This is a genomic window from Chloroflexia bacterium SDU3-3, assembly GCA_009268125.1.
Lineage (GTDB): Bacteria > Chloroflexota > Chloroflexia > Chloroflexales > Roseiflexaceae > SDU3-3.
Map to the genome: position 1 here is coordinate 197,481 of WBOU01000003.1, position 18,908 is coordinate 216,388.

13 protein-coding genes and 1 pseudogene are annotated in these 18,908 nt (G+C 68.0%); 9 read left to right on the forward strand and 5 right to left on the reverse strand.

What is annotated here, in order from left to right; translation table 11 throughout:
* The first annotated feature begins 472 nt into the window (after nucleotides 1-472).
* From F8S13_06025 to F8S13_06050, 6 genes are all read left to right on the forward strand, one after another.
* A complete protein-coding gene (locus tag F8S13_06025) occupies nucleotides 473-2,758 on the forward strand; it encodes a hypothetical protein (protein ID KAB8144428.1) in 2,286 nt (761 codons plus the stop codon).
* The gene (locus tag F8S13_06030; protein ID KAB8144429.1) at nucleotides 2,755-4,899 is read left to right on the forward strand and encodes a glycosyltransferase family 39 protein; all 2,145 of its coding nucleotides are present in this window, start codon (nucleotides 2,755-2,757) and stop codon (nucleotides 4,897-4,899) included. Before F8S13_06025 ends, F8S13_06030 begins: the two co-directional genes overlap by 4 nt.
* Before the next feature lie 20 nt (nucleotides 4,900-4,919).
* The gene (gene thrH, locus F8S13_06035; GenBank protein KAB8144430.1) at nucleotides 4,920-5,540 is read left to right on the forward strand and encodes a bifunctional phosphoserine phosphatase/homoserine phosphotransferase ThrH; all 621 of its coding nucleotides are present in this window, start codon (nucleotides 4,920-4,922) and stop codon (nucleotides 5,538-5,540) included.
* 32 nt (nucleotides 5,541-5,572) lie between these two features.
* The gene (locus F8S13_06040) at nucleotides 5,573-6,520 is read left to right on the forward strand and encodes a glycosyltransferase family 2 protein (protein KAB8144431.1); all 948 of its coding nucleotides are present in this window, start codon (nucleotides 5,573-5,575) and stop codon (nucleotides 6,518-6,520) included.
* A 240-nt stretch (nucleotides 6,521-6,760) separates the two neighbouring features.
* Nucleotides 6,761-7,735 (forward strand): flippase-like domain-containing protein, encoded by a 975-nt coding sequence (locus F8S13_06045; protein ID KAB8144432.1) that lies wholly within the window; start codon nucleotides 6,761-6,763, stop codon nucleotides 7,733-7,735.
* A gap of 27 nt (nucleotides 7,736-7,762) precedes the next feature.
* Nucleotides 7,763-8,164: a FixH family protein gene (locus tag F8S13_06050; protein ID KAB8144433.1), complete on the forward strand. Its 402-nt coding sequence runs from the start codon at nucleotides 7,763-7,765 to the stop codon at nucleotides 8,162-8,164.
* Nucleotides 8,165-9,204: 1,040 nt separating this feature from the next.
* On the opposite strand, the pseudogene F8S13_06055 reads toward F8S13_06050, so the two are convergent.
* The 3 genes and pseudogenes from F8S13_06055 to F8S13_06065 all read right to left on the reverse strand — a co-directional run bounded on the left by F8S13_06055 (nucleotide 9,205) and on the right by F8S13_06065 (nucleotide 13,197).
* Nucleotides 9,205-9,324: pseudogene (locus F8S13_06055) on the reverse strand (chemotaxis response regulator protein-glutamate methylesterase).
* A gap of 1,153 nt (nucleotides 9,325-10,477) precedes the next feature.
* Entirely contained in the window at nucleotides 10,478-12,316 is a 1,839-nt protein-coding gene (locus tag F8S13_06060; protein KAB8144434.1) for a protein kinase, read from the reverse strand.
* Between the two features lie 419 nt (nucleotides 12,317-12,735).
* Complete coding sequence (locus F8S13_06065; protein ID KAB8144435.1) at nucleotides 12,736-13,197, reverse strand: VOC family protein; 462 nt, start codon at nucleotides 13,195-13,197, stop codon at nucleotides 12,736-12,738.
* 107 nt (nucleotides 13,198-13,304) lie between these two features.
* On the opposite strand from F8S13_06065, the gene F8S13_06070 reads away from it, so the two are divergent.
* The gene (locus F8S13_06070; GenBank protein ID KAB8144436.1) at nucleotides 13,305-14,261 is read left to right on the forward strand and encodes a YafY family transcriptional regulator; all 957 of its coding nucleotides are present in this window, start codon (nucleotides 13,305-13,307) and stop codon (nucleotides 14,259-14,261) included.
* Nucleotides 14,262-14,361: 100 nt separating this feature from the next.
* Here F8S13_06070 and F8S13_06075 read toward each other — a convergent pair whose 3' ends face one another.
* Both F8S13_06075 and F8S13_06080 read right to left on the reverse strand, forming a co-directional pair.
* Complete coding sequence (locus F8S13_06075) at nucleotides 14,362-15,063, reverse strand: GntR family transcriptional regulator (GenBank protein ID KAB8144437.1); 702 nt, start codon at nucleotides 15,061-15,063, stop codon at nucleotides 14,362-14,364.
* A gap of 36 nt (nucleotides 15,064-15,099) precedes the next feature.
* On the reverse strand, nucleotides 15,100-16,587 hold the full coding sequence (locus F8S13_06080; GenBank protein KAB8144438.1) for an aldehyde dehydrogenase family protein: 1,488 nt from the start codon (nucleotides 16,585-16,587) through the stop codon (nucleotides 15,100-15,102).
* Nucleotides 16,588-17,241: 654 nt separating this feature from the next.
* Here F8S13_06080 and F8S13_06085 point away from each other — a divergent pair.
* Nucleotides 17,242-18,297 (forward strand): phosphodiester glycosidase family protein, encoded by a 1,056-nt coding sequence (locus F8S13_06085; GenBank protein ID KAB8144439.1) that lies wholly within the window; start codon nucleotides 17,242-17,244, stop codon nucleotides 18,295-18,297.
* Nucleotides 18,298-18,362: 65 nt separating this feature from the next.
* Entirely contained in the window at nucleotides 18,363-18,548 is a 186-nt protein-coding gene (locus F8S13_06090; protein KAB8144440.1) for a hypothetical protein, read from the forward strand.
* Nucleotides 18,549-18,908 lie beyond the last annotated feature (360 nt).

Here is an 18,908-nt window from a genome sequence, read left to right on the forward strand (position 1 = left end):
GCAGATGCACCTTATGTTTATGGCTTTCCCGTGCTGTTTCCTGGCGGCTGGCGTTCGTGCATATGGCCATCAAGACACGAGCGACACCTTCGCCGCATGGGCCGTGTGGGAAAGGTTTGCTCTGCCCGGTTCCCGTGCATGGCTTGGCACGCGGCCCGCCCCGACGTCACTGATTCCATCGCGCATGCTCAATCGCTGTCGGTGGCCCCACTGGGCATGCCTCGGCACGTAGGAGCACGTGTGCAGCCGCATCGGAACACCCCGCACAGAAAAGAGCTCCCTGTTGAGACCGTCGCCCTTTCGCATCTTCGTGGTGAATTGTCTTGAGAAGTCCTAAGCCCTATGGGCATTCCTCCGCGCTTTGCCGCTGGGCCGGTTCTGTGTTAGACTGCGCACGTTTTCCATTCCAGAAGGCTTATACGCGGATCTGATGCGGCAGGAAGCGACAACCAGAGAGGCGGCCCATGGCTGGGTGAGGCAGGCGCTGGCGCTGCTGGCGACGCTGCTGGCGGGCGCTGCGCTGGTGGTATTGGCGTACCAGCTACCTGCGGCGCACGCCGTGGATGTGGGTGGTGCCGATGGGGCCTATGTGCAGGGCTTCTACGACCCCAGCCGCGCCGACGCCCAGCCCAGCCCCGAGTACCTGGCAGGGTCGGATGGGCGGGCGCGCTGGTCGAAAGATCGCTCGTTTCTGCTGTTCCCCCAGGTCGGCCTGCCCGCCGAGCTGACGCTGCGGCTGCGGGCGGCCCCCCAGGCTGCGCCCAGCGCGACGCTGGATGTGCTGCTGGGCGGTACGCCGCTGGGCACCGTCGTGCCGACGCAGGAATGGGCCGAGTACCGCTTCCCCATACGTGGGGGGCTGACCAAGCCCACCGATGTGCTGATCGAGCTGCGGGCGAGCGCGACCTCGGCGGCGGGCGAGCGCGATCCGCGCGCGGTGGGGGTGCTGCTGGACCGCGCCGCGCTGCGCACCGTGGGCTGGCCCATCCTGCCCTACCCTGGGCAGGTGGCGCTGGGCGCGCTGGATGCCGGGCTGCTGTGGCTGCTGGCGCGGGGCTGGCGCTGGCAAAAGCGGGCGATGCTGGCGGGCGCGGTAGCGCTGCCGCTGCTGTTCGTGCTGTGCTGCCGCGCCCAGCCGCTGTGGGGATACCCGCTGCGCCCGCTGCTGGCCTGGGTGGCGCTGGGCCTGGGCGCGGCGGCGCTGGTGCGCTACACGCCCGCGCTGGCTGGCCGTTTCCACGCGCTGCCGGATGTGGCCGCGCTGGCCACCGTGGCGGCGTGGGTCGCGGCGGTAGGGCTGGCGGCGCAGGGCCATGTGGTGCTCTCCCGCCCTGGGGTCGAGAGTGATTTCAGCGTGTTCGCCAACCGCTCGGCGCGGCTGGCGGGCAGTTTTCAGCCGGGCGGCATCTACGACGCCAGCACCGACGGCGTGCTGCGGGCCGACGGCTTCTACAACATCGGCTACCCCCTGCTGCTGTGGCTGGCGCGACCGCTGGCCCACGGCAACGCCTTCCTGGCAGCGCGGTATCTCTCGCTGGCGGCGGGGGCGGCGCTGCTGCTGGCCACATGGTGGCTGGGGCGCAGCCTGGCTGGGCGCGGCGGCGGGCTGCTGGCCACACTGGCGGCGGCGCTCAGCCCGCTGGTGGTGGAGTATGGCCTGTATGTGGGCACCGACATGGTGTTCGCGGCCACCTGCGCGCTGGCGCTGGCCCTGCTGCACGCGGCTGGGCCTGGGCGGCGCGGCTGGGCCTGGGCGGGCGCGGGCCTGCTGGGCGGGCTGGCCTTCAGCGTGCGCCACCCCGGGGTGCTGCTGCTGCCGCTGGGCATGCTGGCCATCACGCTGGCGTGCTGGCGCGACTGGCGCGCGGCGCGGCTGGCGCTGCTGCTGTTCGCGGGGGCCTTCGCGCTGGCGTCAGCGCCACAGGTGGCGATCAACCTGCGCGACACCGGCAGCCCGCTGTACAGCCAGCAGGCCAAAAACATCTGGCTGGCCGCCTACGCCGGGGGCGACTGGGGCCGCTGGTACGAGGTGCCAAACAGTATCGGCATGGCCGAGGTGGCCCTGAATGATCCAGCGCGGTTCCTGGGCAACTGGATCACAAATATCAGAAGTTTTTTGGGCGCTGGCGGCGAGGATGTGAGCGAGTTCGGGCGGGCCGACCAGCTGCGGCTGCTGGCCTTCCCGGCCAACTGGCTGGCCGTGGGCGCGCTGGGCGCGTGGCTGCTGGGGCGCGGGGCCAGCCGCGAGCGGCGGCTGGCGCTGGCCTGGGTGGCCATGAGCGCCACGTTTGTCTCGGTGGGGCTGGCGCTGGTGCGCTTCGCGCTGCCGCTGGCCCCGGTGTACGCCGCCGCCGCCGCCGCCGCCGCGCTGTGGCTAGGCCAACGCATCGGCGCATGGGCTGCGCCGCGCATGGGCTGGCTCACCACGGCGCGGGCCACTGCGGCGCTGGGCCTGGCGCTGGCCGCGCTGATGTGGGGCGGGTTCGCCGCTGGCGCGGGGCTGGTGCTGGGCGGCCAGCCCGATGGCGAGCTTGCGGCAGTGTCGCTCATCCAGCGCCACGTGGGCGCGGGCCAGCGCGTGCGGGTCGAGGCCGACGCCCGCGCGCTCTTCGACAGCTACTCGGCGATAGCACATCTGGTGGCGAGGGGCGACGAGCAGGCCAGTTTCCTGCTTCAGCCCAAAAGCACCGCAGCGCAGCCGAATGAGCAGCTAGTGGACAGCGCGGGTGACTTCGCGCTGTATACGATAGATCCATGAACAACACACCTTTGGCCACGGGCGCGACCCTCTGGGATCGGGTGCGCGGGCAGATCACGGCGCGGCGGGCGCTCTTCCTGCTGCTGCTGGTGGGGCTGGGGCTGCGGCTCTGGCTGATCGCGATCAACCCGATCGACCCCAGCTCATCCAGCGCCGACGACGGCGACTACTACCGGCGGGCCATCCGCCTGGCGATCACCGGCCAGTACCTGGACGACAGCTGGCTCATCCGCCCGCCCGGGCACATCTTCTTTTTCGCGGCCTGGATGCGCATCGGCGTGCTGGCGGGCGACTACCGCCTGGGCGTGCTGCTGGTGAAGCTGGCCGAGGCGGCGGCGGGCGTGGCCCAGATCGCGCTGGGCTACGGCGTGGCGCGGCGGATCTTCCGCGCGCCTTGGGCCGGGGTGCTGTTTGCGGCCTTCCTGGCGCTGTGGTACCCCTTCGTCGAGCAGCCCTCGCTGCTGTTCAGCGAGCTGCTCTACAGCACGCTGTTTCTGGCCCATTTCTGGCTGCTGCTGCGCTTCGACGAGGGCGAGCGCAAGCGCGACCTGGTGCTCTCGGGTATCTTCCTGGGGCTAGCGGCGCTCACCCGCTCGCCCGCGCTGTACAGCGTGGCCTTCGTGGCCATGTGGCTGCTGGTGCGCCAGTGGGTGCGCCAGCCCAGCGCGGCGCGGGGCTGGCTGATGCGGCTGCTACCTACGGCGACCACGCTGCGCCAGGCCGCGCTGGTGGTGGGCTGCTGCCTGGCGGTGGTGCTGCCATGGACGGTGCGCAACTACATCGAGTACCGCCACTTCATCCCGGTGGACACGCTGGGGCAGGTGAACCTCTGGCTTGACCTAGACACAGTGGACCAGCGCAACCCGCATATCGAGGAGCTGCGCGGCATGCCCCAGGCCGAGCGGGCGGGCTACGCCATGGCCAAGGCCCGCGAGATTTTGGCCGAGGATCCGCTGCGCCCGCTGCGCAACTTCTGGCCGACCTTCCGCCACGTGTGGAAGGCCCAGTTTGTCGAGGACTACTACCTGCGCGAGAGCTTCTACGACCGCCCGCTGCGCCAGGCCGCCCCGCTGGGGCTGGCGGGCGATCTGATGTGGCTGGTATTCGTGGGCGCGGGGCTGGCCGGGCTGGCCGCCAGGCCGCGCGAGGGCTGGCACACGCGGCTGTTCACGCTGGCCTGGATCGGCTACTCGCTGTTCACCGTGGTGGTCTTCCATGTCGAGCCGCGCTACCTGCTGCCGTTCTGGACGCTGATCGCGCTATACGGCGGCGGCCAGCTGGCGGCGCTGCTGGGCAAGCGGCCCACGCGGCCCCGGCTGGATGGCGTGCTGGCGCTTCAGGCCGCGCTGCTGGTGGCCTACGCCGCGCTGCTGGTGACCTACCGCGACTACCCGACGATCATCGGCGGGGGCGAGGCCCGCGAGCGCGGCATGCGGGCGGGCGATAGCGCCTTCGCGCGCGGCGACTACGCCCAGGCCGAGCAGGCCTACGCCCAGGCCCAGGCCGCCCAGCCCAGCTTCCAGGATGCGGGCATCCAGCGCGCCCTCGCCCAGATGGCCCAGGGCAAGCGCCAGGAGGCCGCCGCCACCGTGGAGAACATCGAGCGGCGCACCGCATGGCTCACCGGCCTGGTGGCCAGGGGCGGCGGGCCAGAGAACCTGGAGCGCCTGACCTACGCCGAGGACTCGACCGGGCTAGACGTGCAGCGCTGGGTGATGCGCTGGACCAAGCCCGCCCCCGCCGCCAGCGTGCACCTGGGCGATGGCCGCGACATGGGCTATATCGCCGGGTTCGCGCCCTCGGAGAGCGACCAGCGCGGCAGCTACCGCTGGATGACCGGGCGCGGCACCGTGCGCATCCCGCTACCGCAGCCGCTGGCCGCAGGCTCGCGGCTGGTGCTGCGGCTGGCCGCGCCCAGCGACACCCCGCTGACCGTGGACTTCGGCGGCAGCGCCCAGACCATCACCGTGGCGGGCGGGCAGTGGCGCACCTACACCCTGCCCATCCCCCCCGCGCTGGAAGGCCAGCAGACCCTGGCCATCGAGCTGCGGGCCACGCCATTCATCCCGTGGGTAAACAACCCAGCGAGCAACGACCTGCGCCAGATCAGCGTGATGGTGAGCGACATCTCGGCGCGCTAGACAGCATCAAGGAGCCACCTATGCCCCCCAAACCAGCCCTGATCGCCAGCGACCTTGAGGGCGTGTTCGTCCCCGAGATCTGGATCGCCGTGGCCGAGAAGACCGGCATCGAGCAGCTGCGCCTGACCACCCGCGACGTGCCCGACTACAGCGTGCTGATGCAGGGCCGCATGGCGCTGCTGCGCGAGCACGGCCTGACCCTGCGTGACATCCAGGATGTGATCGCCACGCTCGACCCCATGCCCGGCGCCGCCGAGTTCCTGGCATGGCTGCGCGGCACCACCCAGCTCGTCATCCTGTCCGACACCTTCTACGAGTTCGCCATGCCGCTGATGGCCAAGCTGAATCAGCCCACGCTGTTCTGCCATTCGCTCGCCACCGACGAGCGTGGTATGATCAGCGGGTATACGCTGCGGCTGCCCGACAGCAAGACCGAGGCCGTGCGCGCCTTCAGCCAGATCGGCTTCCGCGTGCTGGCCATGGGCGACAGCTACAACGACACCGGCATGCTGGGCGTGGCCGAGCGGGGCATCCTGTTCCGCGCGCCCGACAACGTGATCGCGCAGTTCCCGCAGTTCGCCGTGATCAACGAGTACGACTCGCTGCGCGGCGAGATCGAGCAGTTTCTGGCAGCACACTAGCGTCGCCACGATGCGACCGATGGGTACCCACAATGAGCGTTGATATTGCACCAGAGCGCCCCGTGGCCGAGGCAGTCGCCCCGGCCACGGGCGGGCGCTACGACTTTAGCGTCACCGTCGTCATCCCGGCCTACAACGAGGCCCCGCGCGTGGCCGCCACCGTGGCGGGCGTGCGCGCCGCCGTGCCCGAGGCCGAGATCATCGTGGTGGATGACGCCTCGCGCGACGGCACCGGCGACGAGGCCCGCCGTGCCGGGGCCACCGTCATCCGCCGCCCCCACAACAACGGCGGGCCGGGCGCGCCGATCAAGCGCGGCATCCGCTCGGCCAGCGGCGATGTGGTGGTGATCATCGACTGCGACGGCCAGCACGACCCGAACGACATCCCCCGGCTGCTGGCGTTCATGGGCGAGTACGACATGGTGATCGCGGCCCGCCCTGGGCGCGGCAGCCACGAGAACATGCGCCGCTACCTGGGCAACCTGCTGCTGAACAAGCTGGGCAGCTACCTGATCGAGATGGAGATGAAGGATCTCACATCCGGCCTGCGCGCCATGCGCCGCGATGTAATGATGGACTTCATCCACCTGCTGCCCAATGGCTTCTCGTGGGCCATGACCAGCGCCATGGCCTTCGCCAAGGCGGGCTACACCGTGCGCTTCGAGCCGATGACTATGCAGAAGCGCCAGGGCGGCCAGAGCACCCAGAAGCTGATGAAGAACGGCATGAAGTTCGGCGTGATCATCCTGCGCATGGTATCGCTGTTCGCGCCGCTGCGGCTCTACACGCCGGTGGGCCTGGCCATGTTCGCGCTGGGCATGATCTCGTGGCTGCTGAATATGTTTGTGCTGGCCCCCCAGCGCGGGCTGTACATCCCGAACTCGGCGATCATGCTGTTCATCGGCGCGATCGTGGTGTTCCTCTACGGCCTCCAGGCCGAGTCGATCGCGGCGCTGCGCTTCAAGGGGCCGGAGCGCTAGGCTTTTCACCACAAAGGCGCGAAGGCGCGAGGGTTTGATTTTCACCACGAAAGCGCGAAGACGCGAGGATCTTGATGAATGGAATGAGGCGAACCTGCATTTCATAAAAACATCTTTTGGTGTCTTGGGGTCTTGGTGGTAAAAACCTTCGTGGTAAACGGTCTTTTTGTTCCCTTCGTGCCTTCATGTCTTCGTGGTAAACGGTTCTTCTGGTAGACAAGAACCCGCAGGGGGTATCGCGTGAACAAGTACCTACGCTGGGGCATGCGCCTGATCGGGCCGCTGCTGCTGATCTTCATCCTCTCCCGCACCGATCTGGCCAGCATCGGCGCTGCGCTGAGCCAGATCGACATCTGGCCGCTGCTGCTCTCGCTGGCGCTGATGCCGGTATTTGTGCTGGTGAAATCGTGGCGCTGGAACATGCTGATGCGCGAGCTAGGCATCACGCCGCCCAGCCTGTGGTACTCGGCGGCGCTGTACTGCATCGGCCTGTTCTACGGCAGCGCCACGCCCGGTCAGTCGGGCGACTTCCTCAAGGCCGTCTATCTGCGCGATCGCGGGCCTGCCGCGCCGGTGCTGTTCTCCATCCTGATCGACCGGCTGTTCGACTTTATGATCATGGCTCCGCTGGCCCTGCTCACGCTGGTGGCGTTCCAGGGCATCGTGCCGGCATCGGCGGTGCCGGTGGCAGTGGTGGGGGCGGTGGTCTTCATCCTGGCCACACCGCTGATGATGGCGCGCGGGGTGCGCAACTGGGGCATGAACCTCATCCAGCCGCTGCTGCCGGGCAAGCTGCGCGCCATGCTGGAGAAGTGGCGCGGACAGCTGGATGTGCTGACGCTGCGGCCAGGGCTGATGGTGAACCTGCTGGTGGCCAGCGTGTGCTCGGCGGCCTCGACCATGGCGCGCATCTGGGCGCTGTACATGGCCATGCGGCTCTACAATGTGGATCTGCTGGCGATCATCGGCTCCACCGCGCTGATCGCGCTGCTGCAGACGCTGCCGATCAGCTTCTCGGGGGTGGGGGTGCGCGACGCGGTGCTGCTGGCGGTGCTGGCGGCCTACGGCTACAGCGACCCCTCGGTGGCGATCGCGCTCTCGGCGCTGTTCCTGGTGCTGAACATCGAGCACCTGATCGTGGGCTTCCTGATCTCGCTGCGCTACCCGCTGGATCAGCAGGCCGCCGCCGAGCAGGCCGCGCCCAAGGCACCATAGACACGGGGGCTTCTTCTGACCATGGCAATGAGACGACACCTTTCGACCCTGACGCTGGCGGTTCTGACGCTGGTATTTTTGGCCAGCTGCGGGCAGACCGGCTACGTCACCCACCAGCAGGTAGTGGCCGGCAGGACGGTGGACTTTGAGCACCCAGCCAAGGCCGAGCTGCTGAAGAACTATGACCTGTTTGTGACGCTCAAGGACAGCGCGGGTAAGCCCATCGACGGAGCGGATGTAGTGCTGACCCTGGACATGCCCTCGATGCCCATGGGGGTGAACCGCCCTGTGGCTGAACCGGCGGGCAGCGGGCGCTACAAGGTGACCACGGCCTTCAGCATGGAGGGCGACTGGGTGATCACGGTGGATGCGAGGGCCAATGGTGATCGCTCGACGGTGGTCTTTGACCAGGTGGTGGTGCCGCAGTAGTTTTTACCACGAAAACGCGACAGTGCGAAGGGGAGCGTTTTACCACCAAGGCTCCAAGGCTCCAAGGGGGCGAAAAGACCGTTTTACCACGAAGGCCCGAGGTTTTCCAAGACTCCGGCGATGTTCCGTCGTTGCTTAGGCGATGCCGAATCGCCGCCATCATCGAGCTTCCGCATGATGATGGCGATGGATAGCCATCGGTATAGGGCCGGATCTGGTGTCCGCCCGCATTGCAATCACCGCATGCATCGCCCGCATCGAGGCCACACGCGATGTGAGCGATGCATGCGGTGAGGCACAATAGGCGCGTTGCTCGGGCGGGCAGGGGCTGTGGGCAGATTGTTCAGGCTGGTTCTGCGTCCGGTCGACCGTAGGCAATGCTTGCAGCGTTGCCCAGTCAACCGGACCGATTGCGGCTTCGATGATGAGGGTTCCTCGCGGCTGCTGGGTGTGTGCCCTGCGCGGGCGGCGCACAGGGGCCAGCCCCTGTGAACCCCGCCATGGGGCGATGCCCCCTTGGAACCCCAATTTTGAGCGTTCCTATGCTGTTCGCTGGCAGCTGATGTTTGTGCATATGGCCAGCTTGCACGCGTAGCACCTTCGCCGCATGGGCCGGGTGGGTAGGGTGGGCAGTAATCCATGGTATGTTGGCGATATGGCCTTGCACCATGGCTGCTTGGCCTTGCACTATGCCAAGATCGTACCGCCAAAAAACGCGCGGCCTCGCCCATCCGGCGAAGGTGCTGTATGATGATGGCGGGCCATAATCCACCCCGTAGCGAGAGGATACGCGCAGCGATCCAGCCTTGCTTTTTCCTCTTTCGCGCGACCCAGCGGCGCACCACCACACAAGGAGCAGCGCATGAAATTGCCAGCCGCCACCCCTGCCGACGGCGAGGCCACGCCCGCCGATGTCACGCTCACGCTCTCGCGCCCGGTCTTGCAGTTTGCGCTAGATGCCTACGCCGACGAGCACTTTGTCGGGCGGCTGTTCGAGCAGCCCAAGCTGGGGCTAGTGGCCACCGGCAAAAGCATGCGGCTTGAGCTGGGGCAGCAGCAGGCGGCGATCGCGCTGGCGCTGGACTGGAACTTCCTGTTCTCGATGGGCGAGTGGATGGGGCTGAAGACCGAGCCACACGCGGTGCGGGCGGCGGTGGGGGTGTCGTTCACCGTGCGGGATGGGCGGCTGTTCCTGGCGCTGGATGAGAGCAGCATCCAGCTGGAGAAGTTCGAGAAGCTGGGGGTGTTCCTGAAGAGCATGGTCAACAGCCTGACCGCATCGCTGCGGCAGCGACCGCTGCTGGCGCTGCCCATCCAGATGGATCTGGGCGGCAGCCAGGCCCAGGGCACCGACGAGACCGCGCTGCAGCTGGCCGCGCTGGATGTGCGGCCCGAGGGGCTGGCCATCGCCTTCCAGCTGCGCCACGACAGCATCCCGCTGCCGCCGTGGGCCGCCGAGAAGCGGCCCAGCTCGCGCGCCCGCGCGGCGCGGCTGGTGCAGCAGGGGGCGCAGTGCTTCGGCCAGGGCGACACGGCCCAGGCGGCGGCCTACTTCGCGCGCGCCTGCCTGCAGGCCGACCCATCCTACGAGCTGGGCTGGATGTGGCTGGCCGCCGCGCTGGGCGACAGCGCCGAGCAGGCCTACTGCCTGCGGCGGGCGATCGCGATCAACCCCGAGAACCGCGACGCCATCCGCGCGCTGGCCGCGCTGCCGCCGGTGGCCGACCGCCCGCCTAGGCTAGAGGACCACCCGCTGCGGGCGGCGCTGCCCAGCTAGGCCTCGCATGGGGTCACTTTTGGGGACATTTCCGCGTCGTTTTGGGGTCGGCCCGACCGTAGGCGTTGCCCGGTCGGGCCGATTGGCTGCGGCCTCGATGATGAGGGTTCCGCTTGGTTGGTGGGGGCATGCCCTGCGCGGGCAGCGCCTAGTTGGGCCGATTGGCTGCGGCCTCGATGATGAGGGTTCCGCTTGATTGGTGGGTGCATGCCCTGCGCGGGCGGCGCACAGGGGCCAGCCCCTGTGAACCCCGCCATGGGGCGATGCCCCCTTGGAACCTCCAATTTTGAGCGTTCCCGTGCTGAAGAACTGGCGGCGAGTGTTCGTGCATATGGCCAGTTTGTGCGAGCGGCACCTTCGCCGCATGGGCCGGGTGGGTAGGGTGGAGCGACGATCATAGCTCATGTGCGACATAGGCGCAGTACTCGTTTTCCGCCTGACCCGCGTTCAGCAATGCGTAACGCATGGCACGGCGCGCTGGTTTTGTACCCTTCGCCGCACCCCAATGCCCCACGAGCGAGGCACATGTGGGGCGGCTAGACCTTGGCCACATCCCACACACGCAGCGCGCCATCCATGCCCGCCGAGATCAGACCGTGCTCGGCCCAGATCAGGGCGTTGACGCCGCGCGGGTGGGCGGGGTGCTCGGCCACCAGGGCCGCGTCGGATGTGCGGAACAGGCGGATCGCGCCGTCGATGCAGCCGGTGGCCAGCAGCGCGCCATCGGGCGAGAAGGCCACGCAGGCCACGTTGCCGCCGTGGCCATCCAGCGAGCGCAGGGGCTGGCCGGTGCGCGGGTTCCATAGCATGCCGATGTTGTCGTTGCCCACGGTGGCCAGCAGGCTGCCATGTGGCTGCCAGGCCACGCCGGTGACAATGTTGCTGTGGGCCTCGAACTTGCGCAGCAGCAGGCCGTCGTGGCGGCGGCGCACCTGCACCTTGCCATCCTCGTGGCCGGTGGCGAACTGGTCGCCATCCAGGCTCCAGGCCAGGCTCCACACCCCGCTGCCCGACTGCACGCTGCCGATCGGACGACCGTCGTAGAAGCGCCACAGCCAGAGCATGCCGTCGGCGCTGCCGCTGGCCAGGGTCTCGCCGTCGGGCGAGGCGGCGAGCGCCAGCACCCAGTCGGCGTGCTTCTCCAGCGTGAGCACATCGCGCGACTCGGGCAGGTGCCAGATCTTGACGGTGGTGTCCACGCTGCCGGTGGCCAGGTAGTCGCCGTCCGCCGTGAAGGCCAGGCCGTTCACGCCCCGGCTATGGCCGCGCAGCTGGGCGACGCCGGAGCCGTCGGCCAGCCGCCAGACGGCGGCGGTGTCGTCGGCGCTGCCGCTGGCCAGCAGGCCGCGCTCGCGGTGGATGGCCAGGGCCAGGATGCCCTCGGCATGGGCGGCGATCGACTGGCGCTCGGCCAGGGCCATGCTGATCTCGGGCGGGGCGGGCGGCGGCAGGGGCGAGTCGGCGGGGCGGCCCATGCCCAGCAGCACCTTGGCGAACAGGGCCACGCTGGCGAACCGATCGCGCTGGGCGATCGCCATGGCCTGCTCGACCACGGCGGCCACGCCGGGCGAGACCGCCGGGCTGGCCAGACGGATAGGCACCAGCGGGTCGGGGGTGACGGCCACGCGCTCGGTGGCGGGCGGCGGCACAATGCCGGTGAGCAGGCGGTAGAGCGTGGCCCCCAGGCTGTAGACCTCGCTGCGCTGGTCGGTGTGCTGGCCGGTGGGCGAGTACTGCTCGATCGGGGCGTAGGCGGGCGTGCCCATGCCCTGGATGGTCTTGCGGGTGCGCTGGTGGCCCAGCTTCAGCAGGCCGAAGTCAACCAGCTTGATCTGGCCGCTCTCCATCACGCGCACGTTGGCGGGCTTGATGTCGCGGTGCAGCAGGGGCGGGTCTTGGTTGTGCAGGTAGATCAGCACGGCGCAGAGCTGGCGGGCGTAGGCCAGCACCTCCTCCTCGGGCAGCGGGCCTTTGCGGGCCTCGGCCAGCTCGTGCAGGCTCTGGCCGGGGATGTACTCCATGGTCATGTAGCCGTTGCCGTTGAACTCGAACAGCTCGTAGTAGCGCGGCAGGCCGGGGTGCTGCTGCCGCCGCAGGGCGCGGAACTCGTCGCGGAAGCTCTGGGTGCCGCTGGGGTCGAAGGTCTCCTTGAGGGCGACGAGCTTGGCATCGCGCATGTCGAGCGCGGTGTAGACCGCGCCGCCGCCGCCGTAGCCGATCAGCTCCAGCACGCGGTAGGCCCCCACCACGGTGTCGGGGTCCATGAGCATGAGGGCGTAGCGCAGGGGCCGCCCGCAGGTATGGCAGGTGGTGTCGGTGTCGCTATTTTTCGCGCCGCAGCCGCCGCCGGTGCGCTGGTCGAGGCAGATGATCATAGATGCTGTTCTTCTGTTGTGCTATTCGGTGCGTGGAACTATAGCACACAGTGTACCAGCGGCGCGAGCGGGGCGGGGCGGGGTGTTCGTTCGATCTGGCCTTTTCTTGGGACTTGAGCGACCCGATCAGCACCGTAGGGGCGGAGCATTGTGGTATCGGGGCGGGGGCGATGACGGCAATGGGAAGTGTCCGTCGCATGGGGCACTTCTTATGTCGCCTCGACGCTGGTGCGCCTTCGTTTATGGCGGTGGTGGTTAGTTCCCGGGCGGATGCCCTGCGCGGGTGGCGCCGAGTGGCCTCACTCTGGGAACCCCGCCAGGGGCGATGCCCTCACAGCGCGGCGCTTGCGAAGCCTATGTGGATAGCCCACACAGGCTTCGCAAGCGCACCAGAACCGAGCCGCCGATGGCAGCCAACCTTAGTTCGTTTGGGCCACCGCGACATCAAGGATCCACGTCACGCCGAAGCGATCGGTGAGAATCCCGAACAGCCGCGCCCACTGCGCCGGGGCAATCGGCTCGATGATCGTCGCACCCTCCGCCAGCCCGGCCCACAGCGCCGCGATCTCATCCGCGTTCTCGCCGCGCAGCGAGATGAAGAAGCGATCTTGGGTCAGCGTCATTCCATGCTCGCGACGGGTGGTCGGCGCGGCGGGCGCGGTCGGCGCAGCAGCAGGCACATCGTAGGCCATGATGCGGAAGCCGCTCGCGGCGGCAACCTGGCCCCACACGACATTCCCTGCGCCCGGCATCTCCCTCGGAGCGCCGAAGTCGGCGTAGGTGGCGATGGCCAGGTCGCCCCCAAATACGGCGTGGTAGAACGTGAGGGCCTCGCGGGCCTCGCCGTGGAAGTTCAGATGTGTGACGGCGTTGACTGACATTATCTCTCTCCTTTGTTTGAACGATAGCACAGCCAGATTCGTTGCTACCTGCTCTGAGTATCGCGTATCATTAGGTCAGATTCAGTCCTGATAGATCGGCGAAAATCATGTATAGCCCCACCACCCGATTGCTCACCATTCTGGAGCTGCTGCAATCGCACCATCAGATGAGCGGCGCTGAGATCGCGCGGCGGCTTGAGGTGAGCGCGCGCACCGTGCGCCGCTACATCGTGATGCTGCAGGATATGGGCATTCCCATCGAGGCGGTGCGGGGCTCTGCGGGGGCCTACTATCTGCGGCGCGGCTACAAGCTGCCGCCGCTCATGTTTAGCGACGCCGAAGCGGTTGCGCTAACCCTCGGCCTACGGATGATCCGCACGGTTGAGATGCCGAGCGAGGTTGCCGCCATCGAGGGGGCGCTCGCCAAGATCGAGCGGGTCGTACCGGAGCAGGTGCTTGAGCAGGTGCGCGGGGTGCAAGGGGCCATGTACTCTTATGGTGCGCCGCGCCCCTCGCAGCTGCGGGTTCGCTTCGTTGCGCAGCTGGGCGTGGCGGCGCGGCAGGGCAGGCGTGTGTTTCTTCGCTACGCCGATCTCAGCGGCAATCTCTCCTCGCGCGCATTTGACCCATATGGGATTGTTTGCCACGAGGGGAACTGGTACACGCCCGGCTACTGCCACATGCGCAGCGCGCTGCGCATCTTTCGCATTGACCGTATTGCGACGCTCGACCTGCTTGATGAGCCGTTTGTGCGCCCAGTAGGTTTTGATGCGCTGCAGCACGTCATCAGCGCATTTGCGACGATGCCAGGGGCGTATTCGGTGGCGATCTTGCTACGGGGGAGCATCGAGCAGGTGCGGCAGGTGCTGCCGCCAGAGGCTGGAGCGCTGGAAGAGACAGCAGATGGGGTCATCTGGCGACGCGAGACCAACGAGCTGACTAGGACCGCGCAGCTGCTTCTGTCGCTCGAACTCTCGGTCACAATCCTCCAGCCCCCGGAGCTGAGCGAGATCATGCGCGGGCTGGCGGCAAAAGCGCTTCGCATAGCCGACCGCCAGCGCTAGGCAGGGGCCTTAATCTTCGCGCCTTCGCGCTATTCGTCCCCTTCGCGCCTTCGCGTCTTCGTGGTGAATCGCCCCCCTTGGTGTCTTGGTGGTAAATTGGTCACTCCACCGACTCGGCGACCTCGCGGGCGAGGGCGGAGGCCAGCTGGCGGCCCGAGATCTCCACGTGGGAGCGGGCAGCGTACTCGGCCCCATCGGGGTCGCGGTGCTCCAGGGCGGCCAGGATGGCGGCGTGCTCCTGGGGGTCGCTGGCGTCGCGCTCGGGCAGCGAGCGGGCGGCGGTGGTGGAGAAGTTGCCCCACAGCATGCTGGGGAAGGAGGACCAGATCTGCGCGAGCGAGCGGATGAGGTAGGGGCGGCGGCTGGCGGCGGCGATCAACTGGTGGAAGGTGCGGTTGAGCACGCGGTACTCGGCCACCAGCTCGGGGGCGGTGCGCTCCATCATGGCGTCGTAGAGGCGGCGCAGCTCGGCCAGCTCGGCGGCGGTGATGGCCTCGGCGGCGGCGCGGGCGGCGCGGCCCTCTAGGAAGGCGCGGTGGGCGTAGAGATCCTCGACATCCTCGGGCGAGAAGGCCACCACGCGCACGCCACGGTAGGGCACGTGCTCGACCAGGCCCTCGGCGGCCAGCTCCTTCAGGGCCTCGCGCACGGGCATCTGGCTCACGCCGTACTCCTGGGCCAGCCGCTCCTGGCGCAGCCACTCGCCCGCGTGCAGGCGGCCCTCCAGGATGGCGGCGCGCAGGCGCTCGGCGACGACGTGGCGAAGCTGGCGGTGGGTGGGGGCGAGGGCGAGTGACGACATAGACAGCGCTCCATCGGGGAAAGGGCTAGGCCGCGCTCACCAGTGCAGGGTGCGGCGCAGCGCGGGCTTGATACGGTACAAGAACAGCTCGGCCAGCCGCAGCCGGAAGATCTTGCGGGCGGTGTAGGGCGGGTAGAACATGGGCAGGAAGCTGCGGCGCGACTGGCGCAGCACCGCGCGCTCGTGCGAGAAGGCGCGGAAGCCGTGCTCGCCGTGGTAGCTGCCCAGGCCGCTCGCGCCCACGCCGCCGAAGGGCAGGTGCGGGTTGGCTAGGTGCACCACCGTGCCGTTCACCACCGTGCCGCCCGCCGTGGTGCGGCGCAGCACCTGCTCCACCGCCCGCTCGCTCTGGCTGAAGATGTAGAGCGCCAGCGGCTTCTCGCGGGCGTTCACCAGCGCCAGCGCGTCATCCAGGCTGCGGTAGGGCAGCACCGGCAGGATGGGGCCGAAGATCTCCTCGGCCATGATCGGGCTGTCGGGGGCCACATCGGCCAGCAGGGTCGGCTCGATGATCCGGGTGGCCGCATCGTGCCCGCCGCCCAGCACCACCCTGGCCCCGCGCTCGCAGGATGCGCGCAGCATGCGCACCAGCCGCTCGAAGGCGCGCTCGTCGATGATCTGGGGCAGCTCGGCGGTCTGCATGCGGGCCTGGGCGCTGCGCCCGTAGAAGCGCGCCACCGTGGCGCGGGCCACATCCAGAAACGCGGCGTAGCGCGACTCGTGCACCAGCGCGTAGTCGGGGGCCACGCAGGTCTGCCCGGCGTTGATCAGCTTGCCCCACACCACGCGCTCGGCGGCCAGCTGCAGGTCGGCGGTCTGGTCGATGATCGCGGGCGACTTGCCGCCCAGCTCCAGCGTGACCGAGGCCATGTGCTGGGCGGCGGCCTGCATCACCTTCTTGCCCACCGCCGTGCTGCCGGTGAAGAAGAAGTGGTCGAAGGGCAGGCGCAGCAGGGCGTCGGCGGCGCTCACATCGCCGCCCACCAGGGCCACCTCGCGCTGCGAGAAGGCCTCGGCGATGATCCGCGAGAGCACCAGCGCCACGCGCGGCACCTTCTCGGATGGCCGCAGGATGGCGCAGTTGCCCGCCGCCACCGCCGCCACCAGCGGCGCGAGCAGCAGCAGCACCGGGTAGTTCCATGGGCCGAGGATGAGCACCACGCCCTTTGGCTCGTAGCGCACCTCGCTGGTGGCCTGGGCCAGCAGCAGCGGCGTGCGGGCGCGGCGCGGGCGCACCCAGCGGCCCAGCTCGGCCACGGCGTGGTCGATCTCGGCCAGCACCGGCTGGATCTCCAGCAGGTCCACCTCCAGCTTGTGCTTGTGGAAGTCGGCCTGGAAGGCGCTGTGCAGGGCGGCGCGGTGCGCCACGATCGCGCGGCGCAGGGCCTGCAGCCGCTCGGCGCGCTCGCGCGGGCTGGTCTGGGCCATAGCCCAGCGGTGCTGGCGCTGGGCCTGGAACAGCCGCTGCAGCTCGGCGGCGGTGGGTGTGGGGAGAAGCATCCCAGTTCGGGCCGGTGTCGACATAGGCGGCATCCCATTGGGAAAATCTTGTCGAAGCATTATACGAAGTGTCACGGCACTGTCAAGGCCTATACATGCTCGGCAGATTCATGTACCACGAAGACACGAAGACGTGAAGGGGACAATTTACCACCAAGACTCCAAGACACGAAGGGGGCAAAAAGGACGTTTCACCACGAAGGCACGAAGGGAGCGCGCAAAAAGAAAGGAAAACCGGGCCTCAAAATAGGCACCGCCCAGCCTTACCCACCCGGCCCATGCGGCGAAGGTGCTACTAAGTCTTGATAGCCATATGCACGAACACCAGTCGCCAGAGAACAGCATAGGAACACTCAAAATTGGGGGTTCGAAGGGGGCATCGCCCCATCGCGGGGTTCTGGGGGCTGGCCCCCAGACGCCGCCCGCGCAGGGCACACACCTAGCGCCAAAGAGGAACCATCATCATCGAGGCCGCAGCTGGTTGCTCCAACCTCCAAGGCGACAAAGAGGACGTTTCACCACGAAGACGCGAAGACGCGAAGGGAGAAGTGGCAAAAAAACTTCGTGTCTTTGTGGTAAAGCATCCCCGGCGTATCAAAAACGCAAGGCCCATTTGCGCAAAGCCAGCGCGGGATGCTACCATGGTGCGCAGCATTTTCCATACGGAACGGAGCCGACGTGTCCCGCTCTCCCCTCTCCATCCCCTACTCGGTCCTCGCGCTGATCATCGCCGTGGGCGCGGCGGCGATCTTCATGGCCCTCCAGCCGCCCAAGCCGATCATGTCGCGCTGGGGCGCGGCCAGCGCCGGTGGCCAGACCATCGGCGGCGAGGCGCGGGCCGAGGCCGCGCCCGCGCCGCTGGGCGGCGTGGCCCAGCCGTTCGGCAGCGGCCAGGCCATGCTGGAAAGCTACGCCCAGGCCAGCGCCCTGCGCGAGGATGTGGGCGGCGGCCAGGTGCGCATGTTCCAGCGCGAGGTGGCGGGCGGCGCGCTCGACTTTATCGTGGTGCGGCTAGGCGGGGCCGCGCAGGTGGCAGTGGTGAACGCCGACGGGGCCACGCCCGCCAGCGACGCGGGCGGCGACACCATGTGGGCCGACGGCCAGCGCCACCTGCGCACCGTGCAGGAGATGGCCACCGCGCCCTACGCCGCCCGCGCGGGCCACGAGCTGCTGGGGGCCATGGCCTTCGGCTTCCACGGCGACGTGCGCACCTCGGATGAGGGCAGCGTGGTGATCGACGGCCAGGTGCTGCGCTCGAACCCCGGCAGGGCCACGCTGTGCATTGGCGGCCAGGGCCACGCCAGCATCGGCATGCTCTCCACCAAGGCGCTAGAGGGCTGCCAGCAGGCCATCGGCGGCGGGCCGGTGATCCTGTGGGAGGGGCGGGTCGCCAGCACGGATGTGGGCAGCGTGCAGGGCGAGCTGGTGCCCTTCAACCCGCTGGGCGAGGATTTTGTGCTGCTCGACTGGCGCAGGCATATCTACACCGGCAGCTTCCCGAAGACGGCGGCCTGCGTGGGCCTGCTGGACAGCGGCGAGTCGTTCTTGGTGCTGGCCACCTCGTTCAACATGGTGGGGGTAGATCTGGCCCGCCAGCTGCGCGACATGGGCTGCTACGCGGCGCTGGGCGGCGACGACGACACCTCCACCCAGCTGGTCTGGCGCGGTCAGCTGGTGCGCGAGAAGACCATCCGCCCGGTGCCGGATGCTATCGCGGTGTATATCCGCCAGTAGCGCCGCCCTCGCGCCGCTGGCGAATGTTGCTTCTTCTCATAGAAAAAGCGCCTATGCGCTGATTCATGGTGATTAAGCTTCCGGCGATGGTGATTAAGCTTCCGGCGATGATGATTAAGCTTCCGGCGATGGTGATTAAGCTTCCGGCGATGGTGATTAAGCTTCCGGCGATGGTGATTAAGCTTCCGGCGATGATGATTAAGCTTCCGGCGATGATGATGTCCGATTCTCTTGTCTGTTCTTCGCTCTAGATATATTTCCCAGCACATTGGCAATCCGGTGCGATGACCGCATCACAGGCATTCTTCGCCCAATGATGGCGATGAAATACATCGCGTTCATTGACGTAGGGGCAGGTTGTGTGCCCGCCCGCATCGAAGACCGCCGCCCACATTGCGATCATCGAACATCCCACGCGATGCACCCAATGCCCACGGCGCAACACGACCACCGCATCGCGGGCGGACACACGCCCCTACAGCTTTGTACGGCATGGCTTTCGTCGCCACGCATACGATACATGACGCAATATGCAAAAAGAGGCCGCACAAATCGTGTGCGACCTCCTTTCTTCACAACCTTGGAGCCTTGATGGTAAAACGGCCCCACCT